Here is a 25,379-nt window from a genome sequence, read left to right as displayed (position 1 = left end):
ACCAGCTCTTGCAATGGATTTGATTTTTGCTTGTAATAATTCGTTGGTGTGCTCGTCGAGAATAATTGCTTTGTTCTTTTCAACGAGTGAGCGAAGAAGTTGACTGAGATGCCACTTCGAACGGTTTACTATTTATTTTTATATTGTTTATACTGTTGGCAATGACGAGCGTATACAGTCCCTTTTGTTGATTAAATTAAAAAGTTATTCAACTAACTCATGCGATTCTTCAATAGAAGATCGCTTTTTTTATTCAACAAAATGGCAGTTTAGTTGCATTATTACTTGGAATTTTATGGTAAAATATATGCGTTAAGGGTAAATGTTAGGAGATTCTATGAAGAAAAAAATGATTTTCGTTTTTATTTTTTTAATTGCATTTGGCTTGATTGTTAATTCGTACAGATTTTTTGAAGACGGTCCATTCTATACAAAATTTGTAAAATCCACAGACCTTTCAAATGAAATCTTCGATAAAGTAGAGCTACACGATAATATTAATACTTCAGCTTACACAAAACGCTTTGGTAAACCGTTGGAAAAAGATGATAATGATGCCTACGATTACTACTTTTGGAAAAATGGATTAACAACTGCTTCCATCATCAATGGGGAAAACAAAGGAGAAATCGTCAGACTAGCCATCGGTAATATCAATGACAGTGAAAAACAGTCTGACCTTAAAACCAGTAAGGGAATCGTATTAGGCGATTCAAAAGAAAAGATCATTTCGTTATATGGACCAAATTATTTTAAATATGTCGAGCAAGGGTGCGATACCATCGGATATGTTGATAAAAAGAATAAGAAGATACTTGAATTTTGGCTGGCGGATAAAGTCGTTGAAATTCGTTTAGATGATCTGAATATGGATTAAGTTAAAAAAGCATTAAAAAGACTGTTTGGTGAATACAGTCTTTTTTAGTACGCAAAATTCAACATTTTAGTTTAACAGAGTCAACTTATTAAAAATATTCTTATGTAACTAACTAATGCAATAGTTGAACAACCTAAAAGCTACTTCAGTAGCTTTTTCTTATTAAAGTAAATAGCAGTTTAGTTGAACAAGGAGTATTAAGATAGTGGATATTTTTGGTAAAATATTTATTGAATAATTACCAAAGGAGATACTTATGATTTTAAACTCAGAATGTTTAGGTTGCAGACTATCTAACCAACTTGAATCAGTGAATATTGTATATGAAAATGAGTATGTTTGTTGCATTTTGGATATCGAACCTTTTAATGAGGGACATACTTTAATTCTTCCGAAAAAGCATTATTTAGAAACCGAAGAGTTAGATGTTGAAACAGCAAATGATATTATGATAGCATCTATGACCATTTCAAAGGCACTAAAAAAATTATTTCAACCTGATGGTATTACTATTTGCCAAAACGGTGGAAAATTCAACGACTTGACGCATTATCATATGCACGTCATACCGAGGTTTGAAGGAGAACCATTTTACTATGAGGAACAAAAGGATAATATCAAAGAAAAAGCTACTTTTATAGAAACGAAAAATAGGTTAAAAGATATGATCGAAGAGATTATCGAGAGGTAAAGTGAATTTGAGAACTTATGTAACTAACGTATGCTTAGTTCAAAAATAATGTTAAATAATGATGTATTCGAGTAGGAGACGAACCATGAAAGATAACGAAATGTATGTTTATCACATTGTTACTAGGAAAAAAATGAACCTTGGTCAGATAATTGACTTCGACAGTGATCAAAAAAACACCTTATATAGCTTCTTTTTTGAGATGGAGCAATTGAATTCTAAAGGTGAAGATTTTATTCGGATTTTTTACAAACATTATACAGAAGCAGGTTTGAAACTGGATGTAGAAAATACTGAAGTCGTTAAGAAGTATATAGGTCAAACAACCAGAGCAATTAGAGAAGTAATTTTAGAAATGGTTAGACTACAAGAATATCCAGAATATCCGTCTAGATTGTCTTGTTTATATGCTGCTAAAAGTTACGAGGATGCTTTGAAATGGAAGGAAATATTCGATTCGTTCAATAGGAATGTTTTGCAAATCGTTAAATTAAGAGTTAAGGGGAGTTCATTTGAAGGGGATGGAAATCTTTTACCAAAGGAGGATGGAGTTCCATTTGCTCGGAAAATTGAACAAGCTAGAAAGTATTGGTTAGGTAATGTTACAAATGATCTTCCTGAGCTTTTAATTAATGGGAAAATTGAAGTAGTAGAAATTATTGATGATTTCGCAGTTTAATTTCACCGTTTTTAAAATTTATTTCTTATGCAACTAACGCATGCGATAGGTCAATAGGGTCATTAGTTTATTTCAAAGGTAGGTTTTGATATGAGAGATAGGAATTATCGAGAATTTCTTAATAAGTTAGTTTCATTGAAGAAATTAAAAGATAAATCTGGCGAAGAAATTGTAGAAGAAATTGCATCAAACTTATATGAAGGCGAAAATTATTTAATATTCCAAGAGGAATATTTTTATAAAATCCCTGAACAAATTAGAGATGTTATTCTCTTAATCAATTTTGATACTGAACTTGCAATGGAAGGTATATTGGGTTTTCTTGAAAACTCAAGTGGTGTTTATCTAAACGATACAATAGAAACCTTAGAAAAGATAAAAGCAGAACAAGATCACAATATATTGAATAATATCAAGCATATATTGGATGAGAATAATATATCTACTTCTCAATTAAGAGCTAATACAAAGGATCAAGAACTTTATAGCATTCAAGGCTTTAGTGAAACACATGGCTCAGCATATGATGATATGGCAGATAGAATTTGTGAAATTGCGGAAAAACTTTATATTTCTTCAGAAGATAGAAACATATTTGATTACCTTATTTTGTATGTAGATAAAAATAAATCATTGTTGATCACGGAACTAAACAAATGAAATTTCAGATTCTCTTATTCAACTAACGAATGCTCTAATTGAATAACTGTTCCTAAAGGTTGTCTAATTTGACAATCTTTTTTTAGTTGAAAAATAAACATTTTAATTTAACTGCGCTTTCTTTTTATTTAATTTGCTCCAACTATTTAACTAGTATAATTTCTTTAATCTTCTCTTTAAATTCATTCCAATTAATTAAGTGACTGTAATCCAATCAAAAAATTTTAATACTTTTAATTCCGTTTATGAATAAAGTTAAACGAGGAATATAGCTAATATTCAGAAAAAGTAATTGAAAAACGACATTAGTGTCGTTATAATTAAATAAAAAACGACATGAGTGTCGGTTTCAAGGGGGCTAAGTTAGATGAAGGGTCTAAGGAATAATAAAGGTTTCTTAACATTAATGGTTGCTCAAGCGATTTCAAATATTGGTGATTGGTTAAGTATTGTCGCCATCATTACGCTTGTAGGGTTAAAATGGAATGCTTCACCAATTGAAGTGTCATTTATTATTTTATGTCTCGCTGTTCCGATGGCTTTATTAGGACCAGTTGCTGGTACGTTTGCAGATCGTTTTAGTAGAAAGCAATTGATGGTTTTATCGGACATTGTCCGTGCTGGTTTATTTGTTTTACTTGCATTAGCAAATACGTTGTGGATGGTCTATATTTGTTTGTTTACAATTGGATTGTTTTCTGCTGTTTTTAATCCTGCGAAAAATGGAAAGTTAAAGGAACTAGTTCCGAATGAAGAAATAAAAAGCGCGATGTCAATTACAGCAATGATTGACTCAGCTACAAAAATTTTCGGACCGATTTTGAGTGGAATTCTAGTTTCAGCAGCTGGAACAACGCCAGTATTTTATATTAATTCAGTATCATTTATTATCTCTGCGATCTTAATTTTCTTGCTTCCAAAAGTTGCCCAGCAGATTAAAGGAGAAAAAGTGAAAGATAAATCGAAATCTTCCTATAAAACTGAATTTATGGAAGGCCTATCATTTATTAAAACAAATACTCAAATTTTAGTAGGTATGTTATTTTTAGGTTTTAGTCTCTTAATCTTGCAGTTATCAGATTCGCAAATTATAGTTTTAATAAGGGAACTTAAACATGCGTCACCAGGTTTATTTGGCTATTTAGTAACTGGGTCTGGAGTAGGAATGTTTTTTTCTAGTTTAATATTAGCGAAAAAAACAAATTATCGTGCTTATAATTTAATGTTAATTGGGGTTTGTGGAATCGGATTTGGTTTTGGTATGATGGCTTTATTCACACATTTTAATCTCGATTTTTCAATTGTTTGGGCACCATTATTAGGGTTGTTTGCAGGATTTGCAGCTGGCTTAGTATTTGTTCCATTCCAAGCATCTGTTCAAGTCGATACCCCAGTTGAGTTAACCGGCAGAGTATTTGGCGTAATAGGAAGTGTTACCACAACAGCAACAATTATTGGACCTTTATTAGGAGGATGGTTATCAACGGTAATAGGTGTCATTCCAACATTTATTATCTCTGCATCACTTTTAGTATTTGTCTCACTAATAGGATTCTTAACGAAAAATAGAGTAGAGCGGGGGAAGAACTATGTCTCCGAAAGTCAGCAAGGAGCACCAACAGCAACGTCGAACTAAAATTTTAGAAGCAGCAAAACAAGTGTTTATCGAAAATGGATATGAAAGAACGACTATGAAGCATGTGATGGACGCATCAAATGTAAGTAGAGGTGGATTATATCAATATTTTGCTAATAAAGAAGAAGTGTTTGAATCACTTTTATATGAGTCGCTACTTAGAGTGTCTGAGGAAACAAGTAAATTATTGAATCAAAATGTTGATTCATATTGGGAATTACTTTTGTTAAGAATGTTCGGTGAAAGCAGAGTGCCAAATGATCGAATGGATCCTTTGGCACCAATTACTTTAGAGTTTTTCATTACTGGTAGAAATGATGAAAGAAGAAAAAAGTATGGGAAAGAACGATATTTTTATGGTATTAAAATCTTTTCTGATGTCATTAAAGAAGGTCAAAAAAACAAAGAATTTAGTAAAAAGTATGATAGTGAAATTTTAGCAAGAATGATTGTTTCATTTATTGATGGACTTGCACTATACTATGCGATACTCTCAGCGGAAGAAATCATGATAAAAGAACAATCGATTTTGTTTGTACAATTTTTAAAATTTGCTCTCGAAGTAGAATGAACGGGATTGTTATTAAATTAGCATCCCAAATAAAATTATTTATTTAACATATTCCAAGTCTTTTCTCCAACTATCCCGTCCGGTTTTAGACCGATCTGTTGTTGAAATAGTTTTACGGCATTTGCAGTCTGAGTACCGAAATGACCGTCTGGCGTAATGCCTAAAAGCTGTTGAATGGTAATGACATAAATATTTGAATCTCCTATTTTCATAACATGACCAGGGTATTTTAATGAGTGATTCAATAAATGCCCTACATTTATTTTGAAATGATTAAAAATATCAGTATATTTTACAAATGGGTATGGACATGGTTTTCTAGTAATATCAAAATGACGGACGATATCTTTTTGAGTTAAATTAAACATTGAACATAAATCATTCACAACCATTACTGTTCGATTGATGGTCGTATTTGAAATACGATTATCTTTTTCAACACACATTTCAACGGCAATTGATAATAAATTGGCATTTGGCTTTAATGCTTCAACTCCACGAAATGGTACACCATTCACATAAGTATATTTTTCATTTGCATGGAATGTCACCTCGTTTAAAGGGATAATACAAATTGCCTCTTTAGGATCTACAAAAATATGTGCTGAAGCATATGAGGGTTTTCGCCCTTGACTTATTGCCTCCGCATTTTGTTGGGGTAAAACCTCACCAAAATATTTATAATGTCCGTTAGCAGTTGCACCAGGATTAGCAATCCAATGAATAACGATTTTTTTAACTCCATTTAATTTTTGACCTGATCTTGTATATTGATTAATTGGGATGAATTTATTTTTCCAACTTGGCATGCAACAACCTCCTTATCTATATTTTTAAGAATTTTTGTAATGAATCTGTTGAATTCCAATTGTCACTAGTAATAGAATATGAACACTAAATTTTTATCATGTTGAAAATGGCCCCAATTAAAAGAAGGTATACAATTAAATTGATTGAATTCATTTAAGTGAAGCAAATCTTTACTAAAAATGGTGAATGAGTTTAGGAGGTACCAAATGAAAGAGGTAAAAAAAGCTAAAATCGAAAGTTCATTGACCGTATTATTAGTTTCTGATTTTGACAAATCGAAAAAATATTACGAAGAATGTTTAGGTTGTGAAGTTAACGAATATTGGGCAATAAGGGATGATTTTGGATTAGGATTTAAGTTAATTCAAGCGAATAATAAGGAAGATGTTAATCCTAACAAAGGAACATGGAATACGTATGCTTATGTTAATAATTTTGATGAATTAAATTTGCTATTTGATGAATTAAAAACAAATGGAGCCATAATCGTTACCGAGCCTGAATTAAGCGAATTTGAATGGGGAGTTTGGAAGGAGTTTTCGGTACGAGATTTGGACGGTTATGTAATTGGATTCGGATCAGGGCATAAAATTGAAAACTAAGAAAATGGCTATACTAATCGTGACAAAAGGAGTGATTAGATGAATTTTCGATCAAAGGAACAAATTTTAGCCGAACAACCATCAATTGAAAGAAAAATAGAATTTAGAGGTAATAAATATAAATTAGTTGATACAGTTCATGATGTTTCACACGGTGGGTTTGATGATCTTACATGCTACACTTACAGAAATGAAGCGGAAAACGCGGAAATATTGCTATATGTACAAAAAGGAAAAATCGTAATTGTTGAACCTTAAGAAAAGGTTTTAAGACTGTCTTGTATATACAGGCAGTTTTTTATTTGTCTTAGGACTAATATGATGACATTTAGAGATATTAAGTGAAACGGTAGATTTGGAAAAATAGGGGGCATGTGGATTGAAAAAAATTATTCTTTTATTCTCAATTCTTTTGTTTACTGCTTGTTCTCATGGTAATGGTGCAGTTGAATCATTAAAAAAAGAATATCCTAAAACTATAAAACAAGATGTAGATCAATTACCTAAAGATGTACAAAAAGAACTAGTTGTACCAGAAAAGATACCGTTTAGAGCAAAGGATGTCACAATGGATGTACAAAAAAATCAAAAAAATGGAGCTATTAATGCTACCTCTTTTAATTACTCAAATGAAGAAGTAGAGGTCACAATGTTTGTCATCACTTATCATAATAAAAAACCTTCCTTCCCAGATGAACAACAACCATTAAAAACAACTAAATTAAAAGATGGAACAAAAGTTTTGATTGTTGCTGATGATGATAATACAAAAACAATTCGTTGGAAGAAAGACGGGCTTTATCATTCAATTTCACTTCTTTTTTCAGAAGAAACTGGTAAACAATACACGATTCGAGATTTAGTAAAAACCGCGAATTCGATGAGTAAATAATCAAAATTGACCGCCAAAATGACGGTCATTTTTTTACATATTTAGAAAGTACAAATTGGCAAACGGAGAAGAAAAATCGGCGCAGATGGATTTAAGTATCAGTACAATTGCGCCTTTTGATTTCTCCTAACGACTCACCAATCGCGAGTTTTCTTTATGAGTTTTTAACTTCATTAAGAGCTTCAGTATTTGATTTACTTGGAGCAAAATAACCTTCTGAATTAACTGCAGCAGGTGTAGGTTGCCCTTTATTTTTGTTTTTCTTTTTTACATGTGGATTTTGATTGTGACCCATGAAATATCACCTCCAAATTTAGTATGTGCTATATTTCCAACTTACTTTCGGAATTGTTATTAACAATAAGTGGGAAGATTGCTAGGCAATTTTCTTCTCTTTTTGGGTATGTTTTCTTGAACGGTTAAGAATTAGTAAAGCTAATATTGAAAAGAAGATGGGACCTGCAATCATCCAGATTGTTGAGTTGTAATCACCCTCAATAGCCGGTTGTATGATTGTAAAAAAGTTTGCAAATCCAACTACTAATATAACGAGAATGCTTGCAAATAAAGCAGATGAATTTGATTTTAAAATTTGGAATGGTTTATCGATTTGATCATTCCTTTTAAACATTGGATACGCAATTCCTAAGAATATATAAGGTAATGTCATTGAAACATTTGTCATTAAAGTTATTTTATTAAAAAATGCAGACGCTCCTTGACCTCCAAAGGATGTTAGGACAATGATAAATGAAACTATTGCAAATTGTACCCACATTGCATTGACAGGCATACCTTTCTCATTTGTGTCTGTAAATTTTGTTGGCCATAAGTATTTTGGTGTACCCTTAATGATTGTTTTTAATGGAGCATAAATTAATGTGAAAAATGCTCCGGTATATGCAAGAAACATTGATAATCCAGTAATTCTTGCAAACCAAATGCCAATTAGATCGGCAGTATGTGTTGATAATGTAAAAGCTTTTCCAAGTTCTAATCCTAAATTGTACATTAGCACATATGTTATATTCCCTAAATTTGTAGTGCTAGCACTTAAATCATTTGACCAGTTAATAAAAATACCTACTAAAAAAATACCTAACGAATATCCTACTGAGATAATAATTGCTGAAATCGTAATGCCCTTTGGAAAATTACGTTCGGCGTTTTCTGTTTGATCAACTAATCCGCCAATTGCTTCTAAACCGCCATATGCAAAGATTGCAAATACAACAAATGATAAGATCGCAAGGGTAGATAGATAATTTGGATTAGGTGAGTGAGCAAATGCTGATGAAAAGCTTTTAATTGGTTGAGCAAATTTTCCTCCATTGAATAGAAAAATAAGGATACTTGTGATTAGCAATACTATATTTAATGAGAAAACTGTAACCCCACCAATCGTTGTAACCTTACTAATACTTTCAATCCCTTTAGAAGCAAAATATGTCACAACTAACATCCAAAGTAATGCTAATAAGCCAATTGATTGAGTAGATGAAAGTCCAAATAATGAAAGGGATTGGGTTTTATCTCTACCAAAAATAAACGTTGATAGCGGAATCCAAACCTTAGAAGAGACACTAACCATATAAATTACATAGGAAGAGAACCACATAAAAGTTCCAATAAAAGCGAATCTAGGCCCAACTGAATCAGCCATCCATGTATAAATTCCACCTTCAGAATGCTTATATGCAGCTCCGAACTCAGCCATCATAAAAGCAAATGGAATAAAAAACGTAATAGCTGAGAGTAAATACCATGGAATTGCGCTATATCCCATTAAATAAAAAGCTGTAGGTATATTTCCAAAACCATATACAGTTGTAAATACCATTAATATTAAGCTAACAAGTGATAGTTTTTTACTCAAGATCTCACCTCAATAAATTAGTCGATAATAAATGAATAATATTATTTTCTTCAATAATCGGTAATTTATGAGGACATAACAACCGAACAGGTTTACTAATTTTTTAGAAATAATAAAGAATAGTTTCGTTCTATTTTTCAAACGCTAAGTTGATTAATAAATACTTAAAATGTTTTTTGGAAATAGAAAGGATGAACTAAATGAGCTTTAATGAAGTAGTATTGAGAGTTATATGCTCATTTTTTGTTTTATTTATTTTAACGAGATTAATGGGGAAGAAGGAGATTAGTCAATTAGATGTTTTTACATTTATAACAGCAATAACAATAGGGAATATAGCAGCATCAATTACGACATCTAAAACTTTAGATATTGAGGATGGAATCATTGGATTAGTTGGCTGGGCAGTTTTGACGATCGTCATGGGGTATTTAAGTTTAAAATCTAAAACTGCACGTCGGCTGATTCTTGGTGAACCAATTATTTTAATTAGACAAGGAAAAATAATGGAAAATGCATTAAAAAAAGCCAGAATAGATACGGAGCAATTTCAAGGAATGCTTCGTAATGAGAGTATTTATTCGTTGAAAGATGTTGAGTACGCTATATTTGAAATTGATGGCAGTCTGTCCATTATGAAAACAAAAGATGTTAAAACGAAAAAAAATAAAACGTGGAAAAAAACTTTGTTATTTCCAACTTCAACAGCAGTGGTAACTGACGGGGAAGTAAATGAAGACGCATTATCAAATTTAAACTTGGATAAAAAATGGTTAATGGCTCAACTTGAGAGGGTAGGCATAAAATCAGTTTCAGATGTGTTTTTTGTTGAAGTACAAACCGACGGGTCGTTATATATCGACTACCGAGAAGATCATTTTAATGAAGAAGAAAATTAATTGACTCACATCCTAAAGTGGATATGAGTCAATTTAGTTTTTATCAAATTATTCGTAAATTGGCACCCAGCCTTCAGTAGTAACAAACAATCGAACAGCAACTACTTTACGATCCTCTGCTAATGTGAAGTAGTGGCGTACATTTGGTGGTACAGAAATTAAATCTCCAGGATTCAAATTAACATGGAAAAAGCCTTCATTTCCTTCGATAATAAACGTTCCGTGACCGCTAACAATGAAGCGAACTTCGTCATCTGTATGATGATGCTCACGGTTGAAGTTTTTAAGTAATTCATCAAGATTTGGAGTTGCTTCTGAAAGCGTAATAATATCACTTGCTAAATAGCCACGTCTTGATGAAATACTGTCGATTTCAGTTTTAAATGTTTCAAGAATCGCTGCTTTTTCATCATCTGATAGAATAAATTTTTCTTGTAACGAACTTTGTAATTGTTCGATATTCCAATTTTCATAAATAACACCTTGTTCTTCTAAATATGCTTTTACTTCAACATCACTTGTAATATGATAATCTTTTTTTTCTACCCAAATTGTTGCCATTCTTCATTCCTCCAAATTAGTTCTTTATAAATGTATTTTTTTGTATACCTTGTAATGCGTATTGAAAAAGAAACTCATAAGCTTCTAAATGTTTCTTAGCCTCAAATGCCGATTCGGCCCATACTGTTATACCATGATTATGAATTAATACAGCACCATGATCATTATTAATATGTGGTAGAAATTCATTTGCAAGAGTAGGGATATGCGCATGATTTTTTATAATTGGAATTGTAATTTCAGCTTCTTCTTCCCATAGTCCTAATGCTTTTATAATTTCGATACCAGAAAAAGATAACTCATCTTGATATGGAAAATCCTTTGTTATAAAGTTATTTGCTAAAGTGTGTACATGTAGAACGCATTTTGCATTTGTGTGTTGATAAATTAGACGATGCAAAATGGCTTCAGCTGATGGTTTTTTTGATTCATCCCAAACAGATTGGTCAAATTCATTAACGAGTAAAAAATCGTCATAAGTATGTTTTGTTTTATCTTTACCACTAGTTGTAACTAAAAAGTTCAAAGGCTCCTCATTTACTTTAATTGATAAATTTCCACTAGTTCCTAAAAACCAATCTCGATCAGCAAGTACTTTTTTTACTTCACGGATTTCATCATAATGTTTGAAAAAGTCCTTCATACTAGTACCTCCTTCTCTAATGAAGCTCGAATATCATCGAAATTTTCAAAAGGAATGAAAGGTAAAGATAATTCTACACATTTATCTTTTAAGAAATCTCGGGCAAAAATTAAATTTGCTTCTTTTGCAATTTGTAAGTCAGTAATTGAATCGCCAATGACAATGATAAAATCATTTGATTCACTAAATTTTCTTTTAACAGATGGTTTGCACATTCCACAATCATTCGTACAGTTTTCATCACAAGAGTGATCCCAATGAATTTTTACAGTTTGGCCTGTAAAGTCAGTACGATTACATAAAATTTCCGAAGTTGGAAGGTAATCCGCTAATATAGGATGAACGAAAAAATCTAGTCCGCCACTTACAACTTTCAACTCATATTGTTGAGCGCTTACAAATTGAATAAAATCGCTAAAACCATCTCGAATGACAGTACGATCAATTACAAAATCGGTCATTTCTTGTTTTTTCGTTGAAGGAATCGTAGCAAACATTTTCTCTACGCCTTCTCGAATTGATATATTGCCATTTAATACTTCACTTGTTAATTCACTTACTGAAGGTGGAGTGAATTCTTTAATTAAATTAACGATATTGTCACCCTCTGTAATTGTTCCATCAAAATCACAAAAAATCTTTATTGCCATTGTTGTTTACCCCCAAAGTTGTAATGCTTTTTGTAGTGATGTATTTGGAAGTGCGTAGTCTTTTAGCTCAACTCCAGATAATGTTGCTGAAATTGCTTCTCTAAATGCATTACCTCCACCGATTGGTCCATCCGGGTGTCCATGCACACCGCCGCCAGCGTTGATGACTTGCTCAATTCCAAAATCTTGAATTAGTTGAGGTACAAGTCCTGGGTGAATTCCAGCAGATGGTACTGGGAATGTCTCTTTTAGTCCATTTGATACTGTTAAGTTTTCAGCGATTTTTAATGCTGTCTCTTTTTGTAATGCAACTGATCCATATGGAGAAGGGAATAGACTGAAATCTGCACCAGCAATTCGTAAAAGTTTCCCTAGTAATAATCCAGCGTCAATACCATAAATTGGAGAGGAACTAAACGCACCCGATACAGCAGGATGTGCCATAATTGGAATATTAATTGATGGATCTTCTGCCAATCCTTGCAGTACATCAATTCCATACGAGAACACATTTAATAAAAATACATCAGCACCAGCTTCAACAGCCCGTAATGCTTTTTCTTTTAACTCATATGTACGGCCAGTTAAATTCACCGCGTATAAAGTTTTGTGTCCTGTTTTTTCATAAACTTGGTTCAAAATATTTTTTCCGTGTGTGACGCGATCCGTAATAGAGGTAATCGTGTCAAAAAGAATCTCGTCATCTTTAATTAAATCAACGCCACCTAAAGCTTGTTTTTTTAATTCCCCTGAAATGTATTGAATATCTCTGCCGATAATTGATTTGAAAATGCTCATTAATAAAGGACGATCATATACATCCAACTTCTCTCGAATGCCTTTAATACCAAATTTTGGACCTGGGAAAAGAGTTAAAATGTCATCTGTAAAATTTAAATCAATTAGTTTAATTTCACCATCAAGAGATAGCTTACCGAAAACAGTTGTTAAAATAGCTGGTAGATCAGCTGAAAAATTTAAGCTAGGATAATAGATTTCAATAATCCCTTTTGTCGCTTTATAGCCTAAAAAGTTAACGATATTTTCTTCGCATTCTATTTCATGAACTGAAAGTACTTTGCCTTTATGCTTTTGTAATTGAATTTGATCATTTTGAGGTAAATTCGTCCATGAACCAACCGTTAAACCTAGCGCAATTGACTCTGCCTTTTTTTCTAAATGATGATTTTTATCATAAACTTGGTAAGTTGCTATTACTCCACTCATTTCAAAACCTCCAAAAAGTTTTAATCAAACAAAAAACCTCTCCACTAAGGAGAGGTTTACCTACACCTTATCTGTCAGCAAATGCTGCGAGAATTAGCACCGTACTAGTTAACTAGCCGGTTGCCGGGTTTCGTCGGGCTCGGTCCCTCCACCTACTCTGAATAAAGTTATATTTAATTTTGAATTCTTAATCTATTCGCATTATTTCATGAACAATCACAATTGTCAAACATTAAATTTTGAAAATATTTCAATCTCTTTTAATCTAGCAACTGCTTCCTTCAAGCGATCCGTATCTGATAGTAGGCCGACTCTTACATAACCTTCACCATATTCTCCAAATCCATTTCCTGGAGCGACTGCAATATGAGCTTTTTCAAGTAAAAGATCAGCAAATTCCTGTGATGTAAAACCTGATGGAATTTTTAACCATGCAAAAAACGAACCTGCTGGTGCAGTTACTTCCCATCCAATTTCGTGACAACCGCTAATAAATACATTTCTACGCTCTTCATAAAGAGCTAATAGTTGTTTGACACTTTCTTGCGATTCAGTTAGTGCAACAGCGGCAGCTTCTTGAACAGCAGGGAAGATGCTAACGTAAAGATGATCCTGTAATAGATTAATTGCTGAAATAACTTCTTTATTTCCAACTGCAAAACCGATTCTCCAACCAGCCATATTATAAGTTTTAGAAAGGGTATAAATTTCAATCCCGCATTCCTTTGCTCCTGGAGTTTGAAGATAACTTAAAGGTTTTTTGCCGTCAAAACCAAATGCACCGTAAGCAAAATCATGACAAACGGTAATCTGATTATTTTTTGCAAGCTCAACTGTTTCTTTAAAAAATTCATCAGTAGCTATAGCTCCTGTGGGATTATTTGGATAATTGATAAATAATATTTTACTAGCATCCAAAACGTCTTGAGGAATTAACTTATAATCTGGTAAAAATTGATTTTCTTCTAGTAATGGAAGCATGTATGGAACTGTTTTTGATAGAGATATACCAGATAAATAGTCCGGATAGCCTGGGTCTGGCACTAAAATTGTATCTCCCGCATCACTTAAACAAAGTGGTAGCTCTACTAATCCAGCTTTTCCACCGAATAAGATGGCTACTTCTTCCTCTGGGTCTAAATCAACATCATACTCTCGTTTATAAAATTCTACAACAGCATTTTTTAGAGAGCTCATTCCTCTAAACGGAGAATAGCGATGAGTTAATGGATTTTCAACAGATTGCTGTAATGCTTTTATAATATGATCAGGTGTTGGTTGATCTGGATTTCCTTGACCAAGATTAATGACATCATGACCATTACTGATTGACTGATTTACTTTTTGGACTAGTGAAGCAAAAAATTGTTTTGGTAAATTGTTTAATAGTTTACTATGATTCAAGTTAATCACTCCAAAAATATAATAAAATTAATTTGAATAGATCGTTTCTTAATCGAATGATTTTCATGAACGACTGTTGCAATAACTTTCACCATCATATATGCTCGATTTAAAAATGTCTATAAAATTTAGAATAGGGTGAATAAATTGTGATTAAAATTGCGTGTATTCAATCTGATGTTATATTAGGTGATTCAAAGGCTAATTTAGAGAAAATGAAAACTCAAATAAACGAAGCTGTTAAAGAAAATGTCCGTATAATCGTATTACCGGAATTATGGACAACAGGCTATTGTCTGGAAGAAATTGGCGTACACACAGATCAACAAGAAGCAGTTATTTCTGAGCTTCAGTCAATCGCAAAATCAAATAACGTAATATTGATTGCTGGTTCGTTCCCAATTGCAAGAGAAAATGGTGTAACGAATACGTTAATTGTTATAAACAATACAGGTGAAGTAGTAAAAACCTATGATAAAGTTCATTTATTCCAGTTAATGAACGAGCATCACTATCTTCAATCAGGGGAAACTGATGGTCTTTTTGAAATCGATGGATTAACGGCTGCAGGTTTTGTTTGCTATGATTTGCGTTTTCCTGAATGGATTGGAGCGCATTCTCAAAAGGGTGCAAAAGTTTTATTTTTTGTTGCTGAATGGCCAATCCAAAGAATGAATCATTGGGAAATTTTATTAAAAGCAAGAGCAATTGAAAATCAATGTTATGTTGTTGCTTGTAATCGAGTGGGAAAAGATTTAGCGAATACATTTGGTGGAGGATCAATGATCATTGACCCTTGGGGAGAAGTAGTTACCAAAGGCAGCACGAATGAAGAAATCGTTTTTGGCGAAATTGATCCGAAAAAAGTTGATGAAATACGTGGTACAATCCCAATTTTTGAAGACAGAAAAGAAGGAATTTACAAAAAGTTTCAAAAAATTAATTGACAAATTAAAAAACGATAAACTAAAATACGATTATAAAATCAAATATGCGAACTCTTATTTCGAGTAGGCGGAGGGATTTGGCCCGACGATGCCCAGCAACCGACCGTAATACCATTGTGAAATGGGGCGTATTGTATACGCCTGAGCTTAAATGCTCAGTAAGGCACGGTGCTAATTCCAACAGAAAAGAAATTTTCTGGTAGATAAGAGACGAAAGCCAATTAGTATTGCCTCTTTTCGTCTCGGAAAAGAGGCTTTTTATTTTGCAAAATTCAAGGGGGATGAATTTAGTGACTGTCATTGAACGAAAAGAATATAGACCATTAACAGAAGCAACTGCAATTACTTATTTACAAAAACTTGGCTATTTTAAAAATGAATTATGTGAATGTATTGAAATAGGGGATGGGAATTTAAATTTAGTGTTTAAAGTTAAACCAGTAGGAAGTGAGAAAGGGCTAATTATAAAACAGGCTCTGCCATACGCAAAAGTTGTTGGTGAAAGCTGGCCACTTACATTAAAGCGAGCTACGATCGAGAGTAATGCTACAAAAATATACAATGAGCTAATCCCATTGCATGCACCGAAAATTTTAGAGCATGACGAAGATCAAGCCGTAACTGTCATGGAGGATCTTTCACACTTACAAATTTTACGAAAAGGTTTCATTGAGAAAAAAAGCTATCCGTTTTTAGCCGAACATATCGGTGAATTTTTAGCAAAGTCATTATTTTTCACTTCTGACTTTGGAACTTCACCTGCTAAGAAGAAAGAGCTAGAGTATCTTTTTAATAATCCTGACTTATGTGATATAACAGAAAATCTTGTTTATACAGATCCATTTTTTAATAGTGAAACAAATAGTTTTGAAGAAGATTTAACAGATGAAATTCAAGAACTTTGGAATGATGCTGATCTTCAAATTGAAGTTGCGAAATTAAAATTAGATTTCTTATCGAAAAAAGAAGCTTTATTACATGGTGACCTACATACGGGAAGCATTTTCGTATCTGAGACTGAAACAAAAATAATTGACCCGGAATTTGCATTTGTAGGACCAATTGGATTTGATTTAGGGCAAATTCAAGCAAATTTACTTTTTCAACTTTTCAGCCGTACTGAGCTAAAAGACGAAATTATCGAACACATTTTAAACATTGAAAAAGTTTTTAATGAAACATTTATTCAACTTTGGGAAGAGCATAGTGTTAGACCATTTAATCAAAAAGCTCTAATTAACGAAAAATTAGAAGGATATTGGGTGGATGCAATTGGGGTTATTGGATGTGAATTAATCCGAAGAAGTATCGGTCTTGCTCACGTTGAAGACATTGATTCACTGGAACATAACCAAAAAATTAAAGCAAAGAAAAAAGTCTTAAAATTCGGAGTTTATTGTATAAAAAATAGATTTACTATTAGAAATATTGGAAATTTACTTAATGGATTGGAGTAATAATTGATGACTACATTACAGCAAATACCTGAATCATTACAATGGAACGGTGAAAGTTTAAAAATTTTAGACCAAACAAAATTACCAACTGAAATATATTATTTTGATGCAACGACATTATTAGATGTACGTGAAGCAATCGTAAAATTACAAGTAAGAGGCGCACCAGCGATTGGCTTAGCAGCTGCGTATGGACTTTATTTAGGTGTTCGAGAACTTGAAACTGAACAAATTGATGAATTTCATCAACAAGCAAGAGTATTAGCAAATGAACTGATTAGCGCGAGACCAACTGCAGTAAATTTAGCATGGGCTGTTGAAAGACTAATTGAATATAGTAAAGAAGCAGTGACTGTTTCCGAAGCTAAATTAATTATCATGGAAGAAGCGATTAAATTACATCTAGCAGATGAGGCAACTTGCAAGGAAATCGGTGAAAACGCTTTAACATTATTACATGACGGCGCAGCAATATTAACTCATTGCAACGCAGGGAGTATTGCGACAAGTCGATACGGAACAGCATTAGCTCCACTTCACTTAGCAAAAGAAATAGGTTGGGAAATTTCAGCTTATGCAACAGAAACTAGACCAGTATTTCAAGGAGCTAGACTGACTTCTTGGGAATTGAAACAAAGTGGTATCCCAGTTACATTATTAACTGATAATATGGTCGGCTACTTATTACAAAATAAAAAGGTTGATGCAGTAATAGTTGGAGCTGATCGCATTACTGCTAACGGAGACACTGCAAATAAAATTGGAACATTACAATTAGCGATTTTAGCAAACTTTTACCAAATCCCATTTTATGTTGCTGCACCTTTATCAACAATCGATTTATCTATCGAATCAGGGAATGAAATTATCATTGAACAACGGGATCGTACTGAAGTAACGCATATCGGAAATGTTCAAATTGCCCCTGAAGGAATCAATGTACTAAATCCAGCGTTTGACGTGACGCCGAATGAACTAATAACGGCAATTATTACAGAAAAAGGAATCGTTTCTAGCGATTATAAGGAAACTTTTAAAAGTTGGGAGCAAGAGTAATTTAATTCAATGCAAAAGTCCCTCAACTTATGGTTGGGGGACTTTTGATTGATTAATAATTACATTTAAAAGAGAAGGAACTACTACTTTTTATTAGTTAAGTCTTCCCTAGGAAATACTTAAAAAGAGCGGTTTTCTCTCATTCTTGTACAATTTTAAAACTTTATTAGTTAAATATATAAAAAGACCAATTATCTAGATTTTGAGTTTCGAATAAACGTCTATGTGAATCGGAATCTTCTATATTATATAGAAAAAATAAAAATGAATGAATTGCCATGACATGAAATGGAAAATATTCTTAGAAAAATATCATTATTGTAAGATCGAAAGCAAAATGGCTTAATATTTTGAATAAAAAAGAGCACATATAAAAGCCAATTCATAAATATAGGGATTGGCTTTTTAAAGCACTGCATGCTGGAAATTTTTCTATCTTTTTAAGTGATTTCTTTTTTGAAGTCGTCTCTTTCAGTTTATTTTTAGAAGGAAATTGTAAAATTATGGTGTAAAATACATATAAACATATTCGAATTAGAGAAGAAAAATGGACATTGGGATTGAGCGGATTTATAGTAAGGCTTTTTCCGTAAAGGGAATGCGCAACGTTATTAAGTGGGAAGTACACCAATAAAAGACCATTAATTAATAAAGAATAAAAGTTCGTTCCGTATGCTAGGAATTTGAGTAAGAACTAGCCATTCGCTCGTAACAATGCCCGCTGATATTATAACGAAGATTGTTAATCAGATTATTGAGGAGGGTATTTAATGGCAATTAAGCTTAAGCTCTGTCCCATGTGTGGGAATGAAAATAAGTGCTCAAGTGGGAAGACGTGTTGGTGTAATGATGAGTATTTCCCAAGAGAGATATTTAATCAGATACCACCAGAAGAGGTGAAAAGATCTTGTATTTGTAAATCGTGTTTAGATAAGTACAAAGAAGATAACAAAATAGAAGACCTAAAACCTTCTGATATTGGACCAATAGTCTTTAGTCGGAAGAGTGGCGTTGAACAGGACGATGAAGTATGTTATTGCTATGAAAAGTTTAAAGATAATCTTAAACCAGGAACAGTTACCAAGTGTTTCAAAGAGAAATGTGCTAATTACCTAAGTTGCACAAAAGAACGTAATAAAGGAGTTTGACTAAGAAGTTGGTCAGAAAAATTGGCAGGTTTGCTATAAAGAGTAAACCTGCCAATTTTGTGTAATAAATAAAAATTGTATGCAAAAAGCTACATCCTATTTAGAATGTAGCTTGTCTAACTTAATTATCTTTCTTTTACTTCAATGTTATAAAAATCATATAACTTTTCTATGGATGAACTGGACAAAAGAGGTACCGCTCTTTTAACCAATTCTCTATCCCAATCAAACCAACGCATTTCCATTAGTTTATTAATCTCTGAATCTGTGAATCGTTTCTTTATTTCTATTGAAGGATTTCCACCAACTATTGTATATGGAGGTACGTTTTTAGATACGACAGAACCTGCTGCAACGATTGCACCTTCACCAATTGTAACACCAGGCATAATAATAGCGTTCATGCCAATCCAGGCATCACTTTTAATAACTGTATCACCTTTTGGTTCATAAGATGGTCCTATTTGTTCACCAAATGGATAAACTGTAATCCATTCTGAATGGTGGTTATGATTACCCCCCATTAAAATGACAACTCCACTTGCAATACAAACATAATTTCCAATAATGAGTTTATCTAGATGCCAACCAAACTGTTCAATTGGATTGAAGAGTTCTTGGGATTTAGCATCACCCCATAAATACCTTACACAGCCATCTTCAAAATTTTGATTACCATAATACCCTGAATAATAGGAATACTTCCCTACTTCAATGAGTGGATTTGTCACTATATCTTTTAAATACTTTGTTTCAGACCAATGATTAAATAATGGATGATTCATAATTATATTCCTCGCTTCTAAGTATTGTAGATTCTAGAATTTACTTAGAAGCCTAATACCACAGCGACATTTTTAAACTTTTTCAAACGACGAACCATTATCTTCAGCCTTTCTGTTAACGTAAAAAAAATCATAATTTAATAAGATACTTTAGTCAAATTGTAAATTATGTCCTTAAACTAATCATGCATTAGATTAAGACTAGCTGCTAATATGAGTCTTTCTTATTAAAGTAAATGACAGGATAGTTGAACAAAAAAGCAGTAATTATGAAGAAGTAAATGGTAAAATAAGGTAAAATTGTATGAAACAGAATAGGAGAAACGTTGAAATGGATCTAAATATAACTAAGGATTTTAATGAGAAAGATAAAAAATATATTAATAGTAGTTTGTATGAATTTAACTTAAAACATTTTCCTGAAGATTTAAGGGGCAGATATCAAGAGGTTAATTTATTTCTTAAGGATGAGAATGGTACTGTACGTGGTGGGATATTAGGTGAGATTTGCTGGAATTGGTTAGAAATTCATACTTTTATGATTGATGAAGATATTCGTAAACTTGGATATGGAGCCAAATTGTTACTTGAAGTTGAACAAATAGCGCTTGAAAATAATTGTGATTTCATAAAGGTAGACACTTTGAGCTTCCAGGCTTTAGATTTTTATAAGAGGTTCGGCTATCAAGTTTATGGAACACTTGATAAAGTGGGAAGAGAATATGAGCATTTCTTCTTAAAAAAAGATTTATCTTTTTAAGTACTTAGTGAATATCATAACAGTTAAATTTGAGGATGTTCAAATGAAACCAAGTTTAAATCCCCTCAACAAATAAACGTATTTAATCATATATGAAGAGAATACAAACCGTTATAATCTCCAAACTAATGGAGATTATTTTTTTTAATAAAATAGTAGAATTTTAACTAATATTGCATAGAATAAAAAACAAATATTTTCATGTTAGATTTTCTAACATCGTATTGACAGATTATCTAACATGAAATAAAATACTTATAGATGAACGAAAGGAGCATTGCTATGAATGATCAAGTAAGACGCTCAACGCCACTTTTCCCAATCGGAATAGTCATTTCGTTAACTGAATTATCCGCAAGACAAATTCGATATTATGAAGAGCATGATTTAATTCGTCCTGCTCGTACTGAAGGTAATCGTAGATTATTTTCTTTCAATGATGTCGATCGATTATTAGAGATAAAAACTTTTATAGAACAAGGCTTAAATTTAGCAGGAATTAAAGAAGTACTCAATTTAAAATCGTCAGAAAAATCCAAAGAAACAGTGGTTCAACAAGTCATTGTTGAAAAATCAATATCAGATGAACAGCTCCGAAAAATGCTTCGTCAAGAGTTATATCAAAATGGTAAGTTAGGTAGAACCTCTTTACGACAAGGAGATATGTCTCGATTCTTTCATTAAGTTATTGATTAAGTCTGGATTATTCTAGCTTTTATATTTATATGGGGGGAAATATAAATGAAAAAGGAAACGATTTTAAATAGTGTTGAAGAACATAGTCTTGAATTTGTACAGTTATTTTTTACAGATGTAGAAGGGGTATTCAAACATTTAGAACTACCAATCACACAAATTGAAAAAATACTTAATAACGAAACTATGTTTGATGGCTCTAGTATTAACGGATTCACAAAAATTGAAGCAAGTGATATGATGCTTTTCCCAGATTTGAATACTTGGAAAGTCGACACTAACGAAAAGGTTGGACTCTTCATTTGTGATGTTTATTACCCGAATGGTACACCTTTTGAAGGTGATCCAAGAAATGTGCTTAAACGCGCAATTGAAAAAGCGACTGACAAGGGATTTACTTCCTTTAATGTAGGACCTGAACCTGAATTCTTCCTATTTACTAAGGAAGGAAATCAATTAGTTCCAAACGACAATGGTGGATATTTTGATGTAGCCCCCCTAGATAAAACAGTTAAAATACGACGTGAAATTACGAAAGCACTTCAGGCTTTAGGATTAGAAGTTGAGGCTTTACATCACGAAGTTGCAATCGGTCAACATGAGATCGATTGGAAATACGCACCAGGATTACAAACAGCTGATAATATTCAATTATTTAAATATACAGTTAAAACAATTGCTGAAAAAAATGGTTTAGTTGCTACATTCATGCCAAAACCAATTTTTGGAGAAAATGGCTCAGGTATGCATTGTCATATGAGTCTAGGAAATGATAATGGTAATGCCTTTTATGATCAGCATGATTCAATTGGATTATCTGAAACAGCACGACAATTTATTGCAGGTGTATTAACACATGCTCGTGCAAATGCTTCAGTTACAAATCCAACAGTTAATTCATATAAACGTTTAGTTCCAGGTTATGAAGCACCAGTTTACGTAGCTTGGTCACAAAGTAATCGTACATGTACAATTCGTATACCGGCTGCAAGAGGTGCAGGTACTAGAATCGAAGTACGAAATCCAGACCCATCTGCAAATCCTTATCTAGCTTTAGCTGTTTTATTATCTGCAGGCTTGGATGGTATTGAAAGAAAATTAACACCTCCAGTCGAACGAAGTGAAAACCTGTATTTGATGGATGACGTAACTAGAAAAGCAGAAGGCATTGAAACATTGCCTGGAAGCTTGCTTGAAGCAGTTACAGAACTTGAAAACAGTGAATTCCTGCAGCAGGTTTTAGGGAAACACGTATTTTATTCGTTCCTTCAAAACAAAAAAGAAGAATGGGATGCATATCGATTACGTGTATCAGAATGGGAAAAAGAAACATATTTAAACTGCTAATCACTAAACTTAAAATAAAAAAAATAGAAAAGTGGAAGTAGCATATCTCTACTTTTCTATTTTAAAGTGTGTTAGACTAATTTTGTTTGTTGCATACGAAAGGGGAACTTTTATAATGGCTAAGTTTACAAAAGAAGATATTTTCCGTATTTCAAAAGAACAAAACGTAAAGTACATACGTCTACAATTTACGGATTTACTAGGGATTATCAAAAACGTTGAAATTCCAGTAAGTCAGCTTGAAAAAGCTTTAGACAATAAAATGATGTTTGACGGTTCTTCAATTGAAGGATTCGTTCGTATCGAAGAATCAGATATGTATTTATTCCCTGATTTAGACACTTGGGTAGTATTCCCATGGACTGCTGAAAAAGGAAAAGTAGCTCGTTTAATCTGTGATATTTACAATGCAGATGGTACTCCATTTGAAGGAGATCCTCGTAATAACTTAAAACGTATGTTAAAAGAAATGGAAGCTCTAGGCTTCACAGATTTCAACTTAGGGCCTGAGCCAGAATTCTTCTTATTTAAATTAGATGAAAAAGGCGAACCAACTCTTGAGTTAAATGATAAGGGTGGTTACTTCGACTTAGCACCAACTGACTTAGGTGAAAACTGCCGTCGTGATATCGTTCTTGAACTTGAAGAAATGGGCTTTGAAATCGAAGCATCTCACCACGAAGTAGCTCCAGGACAACATGAAATTGATTTCAAATATGCTGGTGCAATCAAAGCTTGTGATGACATTCAAACATTTAAATTAGTTGTAAAAACAATCGCTCGTAAACACGGTTTACACGCTACATTCATGCCAAAACCACTATTTGGTGTAAACGGTTCAGGTATGCACTGTAACTTATCATTATTTACAAATGGTAAAAACGCATTCTACGATGAGACTGGTGAATTAGGTTTAAGTGAAACTGCACGTCACTTCATCGCAGGGATCTTAAAGCATGCTCCAAACTTTACAGCTGTTACAAACCCAACTGTAAACTCATACAAACGTTTAGTACCTGGCTATGAAGCTCCATGTTACGTAGCTTGGTCTGCAAGAAACCGTAGTCCACTAATTCGTATTCCTGCATCTCGTGGCTTAAGCACACGTGTAGAAGTACGTTCAGTTGACCCAGCTGCAAACCCATACTTAGCATTATCAGTATTATTAGCAGCAGGTTTAGACGGAATCAAAAATAAATTAGAAGCTCCAGCTCCAGTAGACCGTAACATCTACGTTATGTCTAAAGAAGAGCGCGAAGAAGTTGGAATCATCGATTTACCAGCAACTTTAGCAGCTGCACTTGATCTATTAAAAACTGACGAAGTAATCGTTGGTGCTCTAGGATCACACTTATTCGAACACTTTGTAGAAGCAAAAGAAATCGAATGGGATATCTTCCGTACTCAAGTTCACCCTTGGGAAAGAGATCAATACATGTCAGTATATTAATCAAATCAACCCTTGACGCTATTAGCGTTGAGGGTTTTTATCATTTCTTATACTTACTTAGGTATAGATGGTCTATATTAATTGAATAATATAACCATTAAACAATTCAATCTATTAAAAGAGTAAAATTGAGCTTTGCTTGCGCTAAAATAATAGGTTAGCCTAAGGAGAATTTAATGAACGCTATATCTAGAATGAAGTATTCAAATTGGAGATATGTAAGGTTATGTCTGCAATTGATTGTAAGTTTTATTCCGATTATTATCTTAGTAAGTTCTTTAAAAACGTTACTTTATGAATTTAGAATGATTGGCATTTTTATATCATTTATCATTATGATATTTGCAATAACAGCATTTTTTAACAAGAGTGAAGAATTTCTAAAGTTAACTCGAATTCTAGTTTTTTATAACTTTGGGGTAGTAATTGTCATTTTTTTAATTTATTACATATCTAATATTATGGTTATAACTGATTATTATGGTTTTGAAGGACTATTTAGAAAAAATATTAAAATTGCTAAGTGGATCTATTTTTTAATCTGTTTTTTCCACCCGATTGCTTTGCCAATTCCAGAAGCAGTCACTGTTTTAGCTGCAAGTACAGTGTTTGGTTCTTTTTATGGTTTTATAATTGATTTCGTAGGAATTGTTTTAGGGAATATTACTATGTTTTTTTTAGCAAGATATGGCGGATTAAAGGTAGTTAATCGGTTTATTAAAACAAAGCACCTTACAAAATATAATGAAATGGTTAAAAAAAATGAAACACTATTTATTACAATTTTGTTGATTGTTCCTGTTTTGCCAGATGAAATTGTCAGTGTTGGAGCAGGGATTACCAATGTTTCTATTAAAAAATATATATTAATCGTATGTTTTTCAAAATTAATAACATCTTCACTACTTGCATACTCAATAGAATTAACTAAGATATTTTCTTTATCAACAAACCAATTAATAATATTAATCTCAATAATAGTTCTAGTGTTATTTTTTCTTACTACATTTTTAAAAAAAAGAAAGCTTAATTAGATTTATACTTAAAAAAGGAGC

The 25,379-nt window shown here is 32.6% G+C and carries 28 protein-coding genes and 2 riboswitches; of the genes, 19 read left to right on the top strand and 9 right to left on the bottom strand.

Annotated elements, in window-relative coordinates; all coding sequences use genetic code 11:
* Nucleotides 1-337: 337 nt before the first annotated feature.
* The 6 genes from COE53_RS00980 (at nt 338) to COE53_RS00955 (ending at nt 5,114) form a co-directional block, all read left to right on the top strand.
* On the top strand, nt 338-877 hold the full coding sequence (locus COE53_RS00980) for a hypothetical protein (RefSeq protein WP_069032268.1): 540 nt from the start codon (nt 338-340) through the stop codon (nt 875-877).
* A gap of 256 nt (nt 878-1,133) precedes the next feature.
* The gene (locus COE53_RS00975; protein WP_098947300.1) at nt 1,134-1,568 is read left to right on the top strand and encodes an HIT family protein; all 435 of its coding nucleotides are present in this window, start codon (nt 1,134-1,136) and stop codon (nt 1,566-1,568) included.
* 85 nt (nt 1,569-1,653) lie between these two features.
* A complete protein-coding gene (locus COE53_RS00970; RefSeq protein ID WP_069032270.1) occupies nt 1,654-2,247 on the top strand; it encodes a DUF2441 domain-containing protein in 594 nt (197 codons plus the stop codon).
* A 90-nt stretch (nt 2,248-2,337) separates the two neighbouring features.
* Nucleotides 2,338-2,907 carry a DMP19 family protein gene (locus COE53_RS00965; RefSeq protein ID WP_069032271.1) on the top strand — a complete coding sequence of 190 codons (570 nt, stop codon included), beginning with the start codon at nt 2,338-2,340 and terminating at the stop codon, nt 2,905-2,907.
* 367 nt (nt 2,908-3,274) lie between these two features.
* Nucleotides 3,275-4,543, top strand: a complete 1,269-nt coding sequence (locus COE53_RS00960; protein ID WP_098947298.1) for an MFS transporter — start codon at nt 3,275-3,277, stop codon at nt 4,541-4,543.
* Nucleotides 4,497-5,114, top strand: coding sequence for a TetR/AcrR family transcriptional regulator (locus COE53_RS00955; protein WP_098947296.1), 618 nt, complete (start codon nt 4,497-4,499; stop codon nt 5,112-5,114). The genes COE53_RS00960 and COE53_RS00955 overlap by 47 nt, the downstream gene beginning before the upstream one ends.
* 35 nt (nt 5,115-5,149) lie before the next feature.
* Here COE53_RS00955 and COE53_RS24230 read toward each other — a convergent pair whose 3' ends face one another.
* The gene (locus COE53_RS24230; protein WP_098947294.1) at nt 5,150-5,923 is read right to left on the bottom strand and encodes a peptidoglycan recognition protein family protein; all 774 of its coding nucleotides are present in this window, start codon (nt 5,921-5,923) and stop codon (nt 5,150-5,152) included.
* Between the two features lie 207 nt (nt 5,924-6,130).
* Between COE53_RS24230 and COE53_RS00945 the strand changes: the two genes are divergently transcribed.
* From COE53_RS00945 to COE53_RS00935, 3 genes are all read left to right on the top strand, one after another.
* Nucleotides 6,131-6,526, top strand: a complete 396-nt coding sequence (locus tag COE53_RS00945; RefSeq protein WP_098947292.1) for a VOC family protein — start codon at nt 6,131-6,133, stop codon at nt 6,524-6,526.
* Between the two features lie 39 nt (nt 6,527-6,565).
* Entirely contained in the window at nt 6,566-6,784 is a 219-nt protein-coding gene (locus tag COE53_RS00940; RefSeq protein ID WP_069032275.1) for a hypothetical protein, read from the top strand.
* A gap of 121 nt (nt 6,785-6,905) precedes the next feature.
* Entirely contained in the window at nt 6,906-7,418 is a 513-nt protein-coding gene (locus tag COE53_RS00935) for a hypothetical protein (RefSeq protein ID WP_069032276.1), read from the top strand.
* A 154-nt stretch (nt 7,419-7,572) separates the two neighbouring features.
* Here COE53_RS00935 and COE53_RS23790 read toward each other — a convergent pair whose 3' ends face one another.
* Both COE53_RS23790 and yjeM read right to left on the bottom strand, forming a co-directional pair.
* Entirely contained in the window at nt 7,573-7,713 is a 141-nt protein-coding gene (locus tag COE53_RS23790) for a hypothetical protein (RefSeq protein ID WP_175403438.1), read from the bottom strand.
* Nucleotides 7,714-7,794: 81 nt separating this feature from the next.
* Nucleotides 7,795-9,294, bottom strand: a complete 1,500-nt coding sequence (yjeM, locus tag COE53_RS00930; RefSeq protein WP_286162526.1) for a glutamate/gamma-aminobutyrate family transporter YjeM — start codon at nt 9,292-9,294, stop codon at nt 7,795-7,797.
* Between the two features lie 200 nt (nt 9,295-9,494).
* Here yjeM and COE53_RS00925 point away from each other — a divergent pair, with 200 nt between their 5' ends.
* The gene (locus tag COE53_RS00925; protein WP_069032277.1) at nt 9,495-10,193 is read left to right on the top strand and encodes a DUF421 domain-containing protein; all 699 of its coding nucleotides are present in this window, start codon (nt 9,495-9,497) and stop codon (nt 10,191-10,193) included.
* Nucleotides 10,194-10,241: 48 nt separating this feature from the next.
* Here the strand turns inward: COE53_RS00925 and COE53_RS00920 are convergent, their stop codons facing one another.
* The 5 genes from COE53_RS00920 to COE53_RS00900 all read right to left on the bottom strand — a co-directional run bounded on the left by COE53_RS00920 (nt 10,242) and on the right by COE53_RS00900 (nt 14,684).
* Complete coding sequence (locus COE53_RS00920; RefSeq protein ID WP_069032278.1) at nt 10,242-10,754, bottom strand: cupin domain-containing protein; 513 nt, start codon at nt 10,752-10,754, stop codon at nt 10,242-10,244.
* Nucleotides 10,755-10,770: 16 nt separating this feature from the next.
* Entirely contained in the window at nt 10,771-11,397 is a 627-nt protein-coding gene (locus tag COE53_RS00915) for a methylthioribulose 1-phosphate dehydratase (RefSeq protein WP_098947290.1), read from the bottom strand.
* Nucleotides 11,394-12,047, bottom strand: a complete 654-nt coding sequence (locus tag COE53_RS00910) for a 2-hydroxy-3-keto-5-methylthiopentenyl-1-phosphate phosphatase (protein WP_091021670.1) — start codon at nt 12,045-12,047, stop codon at nt 11,394-11,396. The genes COE53_RS00915 and COE53_RS00910 overlap by 4 nt, the downstream gene beginning before the upstream one ends.
* Before the next feature lie 6 nt (nt 12,048-12,053).
* Nucleotides 12,054-13,274, bottom strand: coding sequence for a 2,3-diketo-5-methylthiopentyl-1-phosphate enolase (locus COE53_RS00905; protein ID WP_091021667.1), 1,221 nt, complete (start codon nt 13,272-13,274; stop codon nt 12,054-12,056).
* Nucleotides 13,275-13,338: 64 nt separating this feature from the next.
* Nucleotides 13,339-13,442, bottom strand: a riboswitch (SAM riboswitch).
* A 57-nt stretch (nt 13,443-13,499) separates the two neighbouring features.
* The gene (locus tag COE53_RS00900; protein ID WP_483295417.1) at nt 13,500-14,684 is read right to left on the bottom strand and encodes an aminotransferase class I/II-fold pyridoxal phosphate-dependent enzyme; all 1,185 of its coding nucleotides are present in this window, start codon (nt 14,682-14,684) and stop codon (nt 13,500-13,502) included.
* Nucleotides 14,685-14,830: 146 nt separating this feature from the next.
* Between COE53_RS00900 and COE53_RS00895 the strand changes: the two genes are divergently transcribed.
* The 4 genes from COE53_RS00895 to COE53_RS00880 all read left to right on the top strand — a co-directional run bounded on the left by COE53_RS00895 (nt 14,831) and on the right by COE53_RS00880 (nt 19,286).
* Nucleotides 14,831-15,625: a carbon-nitrogen family hydrolase gene (locus tag COE53_RS00895; RefSeq protein ID WP_142350388.1), complete on the top strand. Its 795-nt coding sequence runs from the start codon at nt 14,831-14,833 to the stop codon at nt 15,623-15,625.
* Nucleotides 15,626-15,676: 51 nt separating this feature from the next.
* Nucleotides 15,677-15,835, top strand: a riboswitch (SAM riboswitch).
* A 71-nt stretch (nt 15,836-15,906) separates the two neighbouring features.
* Nucleotides 15,907-17,082, top strand: a complete 1,176-nt coding sequence (gene mtnK / locus COE53_RS00890) for an S-methyl-5-thioribose kinase (RefSeq protein WP_069032623.1) — start codon at nt 15,907-15,909, stop codon at nt 17,080-17,082.
* A 6-nt stretch (nt 17,083-17,088) separates the two neighbouring features.
* Nucleotides 17,089-18,138, top strand: a complete 1,050-nt coding sequence (gene mtnA, locus COE53_RS00885) for an S-methyl-5-thioribose-1-phosphate isomerase (RefSeq protein ID WP_098947286.1) — start codon at nt 17,089-17,091, stop codon at nt 18,136-18,138.
* A gap of 770 nt (nt 18,139-18,908) precedes the next feature.
* Nucleotides 18,909-19,286, top strand: a complete 378-nt coding sequence (locus tag COE53_RS00880; RefSeq protein ID WP_069032284.1) for a cysteine-rich CWC family protein — start codon at nt 18,909-18,911, stop codon at nt 19,284-19,286.
* Nucleotides 19,287-19,411: 125 nt separating this feature from the next.
* On the opposite strand, the gene COE53_RS00875 is transcribed toward COE53_RS00880, so the two are convergent.
* A complete protein-coding gene (locus COE53_RS00875; protein WP_098947284.1) occupies nt 19,412-20,071 on the bottom strand; it encodes a CatB-related O-acetyltransferase in 660 nt (219 codons plus the stop codon).
* A gap of 331 nt (nt 20,072-20,402) precedes the next feature.
* Here COE53_RS00875 and COE53_RS00870 point away from each other — a divergent pair, with 331 nt between their 5' ends.
* From COE53_RS00870 to COE53_RS00850, 5 genes are all read left to right on the top strand, one after another.
* On the top strand, nt 20,403-20,831 hold the full coding sequence (locus COE53_RS00870; RefSeq protein ID WP_098947282.1) for a GNAT family N-acetyltransferase: 429 nt from the start codon (nt 20,403-20,405) through the stop codon (nt 20,829-20,831).
* A gap of 282 nt (nt 20,832-21,113) precedes the next feature.
* Nucleotides 21,114-21,515 (top strand): MerR family transcriptional regulator, encoded by a 402-nt coding sequence (locus COE53_RS00865; RefSeq protein ID WP_056470089.1) that lies wholly within the window; start codon nt 21,114-21,116, stop codon nt 21,513-21,515.
* A 57-nt stretch (nt 21,516-21,572) separates the two neighbouring features.
* Nucleotides 21,573-22,874, top strand: coding sequence for a glutamine synthetase family protein (locus COE53_RS00860; protein WP_069032287.1), 1,302 nt, complete (start codon nt 21,573-21,575; stop codon nt 22,872-22,874).
* A gap of 115 nt (nt 22,875-22,989) precedes the next feature.
* A complete protein-coding gene (glnA, locus tag COE53_RS00855) occupies nt 22,990-24,324 on the top strand; it encodes a type I glutamate--ammonia ligase (protein ID WP_056470085.1) in 1,335 nt (444 codons plus the stop codon).
* 176 nt (nt 24,325-24,500) lie between these two features.
* On the top strand, nt 24,501-25,358 hold the full coding sequence (locus tag COE53_RS00850; RefSeq protein WP_098947280.1) for a TVP38/TMEM64 family protein: 858 nt from the start codon (nt 24,501-24,503) through the stop codon (nt 25,356-25,358).
* Nucleotides 25,359-25,379 lie beyond the last annotated feature (21 nt).

The organism is Bacillus sp. AFS029533 (assembly GCF_002585125.1).
Classification (GTDB): Bacteria; Bacillota; Bacilli; order Bacillales; family Bacillaceae_G; genus Gottfriedia; species Gottfriedia luciferensis_B.
Note: the sequence above shows the minus strand (reverse complement) of the source record. Positions and strands in the feature narration are given on the sequence as shown.

Excerpts from the sequence above, each read along its gene's own strand:
- COE53_RS00910 (WP_091021670.1), bottom strand. The coding sequence starts at position 12,047 with ATGGCAATAAAGATTTTTTGTGATTTTGATGGAACAATTACAGAGGGT.
- COE53_RS00905 (WP_091021667.1), bottom strand. The coding sequence starts at position 13,274 with ATGAGTGGAGTAATAGCAACTTACCAAGTTTATGATAAAAATCATCAT.
- COE53_RS00860 (WP_069032287.1), top strand. The coding sequence starts at position 21,573 with ATGAAAAAGGAAACGATTTTAAATAGTGTTGAAGAACATAGTCTTGAA.
- COE53_RS00880 (WP_069032284.1), top strand. The coding sequence starts at position 18,909 with ATGGCAATTAAGCTTAAGCTCTGTCCCATGTGTGGGAATGAAAATAAG.
- COE53_RS00965 (WP_069032271.1), top strand. The coding sequence starts at position 2,338 with ATGAGAGATAGGAATTATCGAGAATTTCTTAATAAGTTAGTTTCATTG.
- COE53_RS00920 (WP_069032278.1), bottom strand. The coding sequence starts at position 10,754 with ATGGCAACAATTTGGGTAGAAAAAAAAGATTATCATATTACAAGTGAT.
- COE53_RS00945 (WP_098947292.1), top strand. The coding sequence starts at position 6,131 with ATGAAAGAGGTAAAAAAAGCTAAAATCGAAAGTTCATTGACCGTATTA.
- COE53_RS00980 (WP_069032268.1), top strand. The coding sequence starts at position 338 with ATGAAGAAAAAAATGATTTTCGTTTTTATTTTTTTAATTGCATTTGGC.
- COE53_RS00960 (WP_098947298.1), top strand. The coding sequence starts at position 3,275 with ATGAAGGGTCTAAGGAATAATAAAGGTTTCTTAACATTAATGGTTGCT.
- mtnK (WP_069032623.1), top strand. The coding sequence starts at position 15,907 with ATGAATTTAGTGACTGTCATTGAACGAAAAGAATATAGACCATTAACA.
- COE53_RS00850 (WP_098947280.1), top strand. The coding sequence starts at position 24,501 with ATGAACGCTATATCTAGAATGAAGTATTCAAATTGGAGATATGTAAGG.
- COE53_RS24230 (WP_098947294.1), bottom strand. The coding sequence starts at position 5,923 with ATGCCAAGTTGGAAAAATAAATTCATCCCAATTAATCAATATACAAGA.
- COE53_RS00975 (WP_098947300.1), top strand. The coding sequence starts at position 1,134 with ATGATTTTAAACTCAGAATGTTTAGGTTGCAGACTATCTAACCAACTT.
- glnA (WP_056470085.1), top strand. The coding sequence starts at position 22,990 with ATGGCTAAGTTTACAAAAGAAGATATTTTCCGTATTTCAAAAGAACAA.
- COE53_RS00925 (WP_069032277.1), top strand. The coding sequence starts at position 9,495 with ATGAGCTTTAATGAAGTAGTATTGAGAGTTATATGCTCATTTTTTGTT.
- COE53_RS00940 (WP_069032275.1), top strand. The coding sequence starts at position 6,566 with ATGAATTTTCGATCAAAGGAACAAATTTTAGCCGAACAACCATCAATT.
- COE53_RS00915 (WP_098947290.1), bottom strand. The coding sequence starts at position 11,397 with ATGAAGGACTTTTTCAAACATTATGATGAAATCCGTGAAGTAAAAAAA.
- COE53_RS00870 (WP_098947282.1), top strand. The coding sequence starts at position 20,403 with ATGGATCTAAATATAACTAAGGATTTTAATGAGAAAGATAAAAAATAT.
- COE53_RS00865 (WP_056470089.1), top strand. The coding sequence starts at position 21,114 with ATGAATGATCAAGTAAGACGCTCAACGCCACTTTTCCCAATCGGAATA.
- COE53_RS00875 (WP_098947284.1), bottom strand. The coding sequence starts at position 20,071 with ATGAATCATCCATTATTTAATCATTGGTCTGAAACAAAGTATTTAAAA.
- COE53_RS00970 (WP_069032270.1), top strand. The coding sequence starts at position 1,654 with ATGAAAGATAACGAAATGTATGTTTATCACATTGTTACTAGGAAAAAA.
- COE53_RS23790 (WP_175403438.1), bottom strand. The coding sequence starts at position 7,713 with ATGGGTCACAATCAAAATCCACATGTAAAAAAGAAAAACAAAAATAAA.
- COE53_RS00955 (WP_098947296.1), top strand. The coding sequence starts at position 4,497 with ATGTCTCCGAAAGTCAGCAAGGAGCACCAACAGCAACGTCGAACTAAA.
- mtnA (WP_098947286.1), top strand. The coding sequence starts at position 17,089 with ATGACTACATTACAGCAAATACCTGAATCATTACAATGGAACGGTGAA.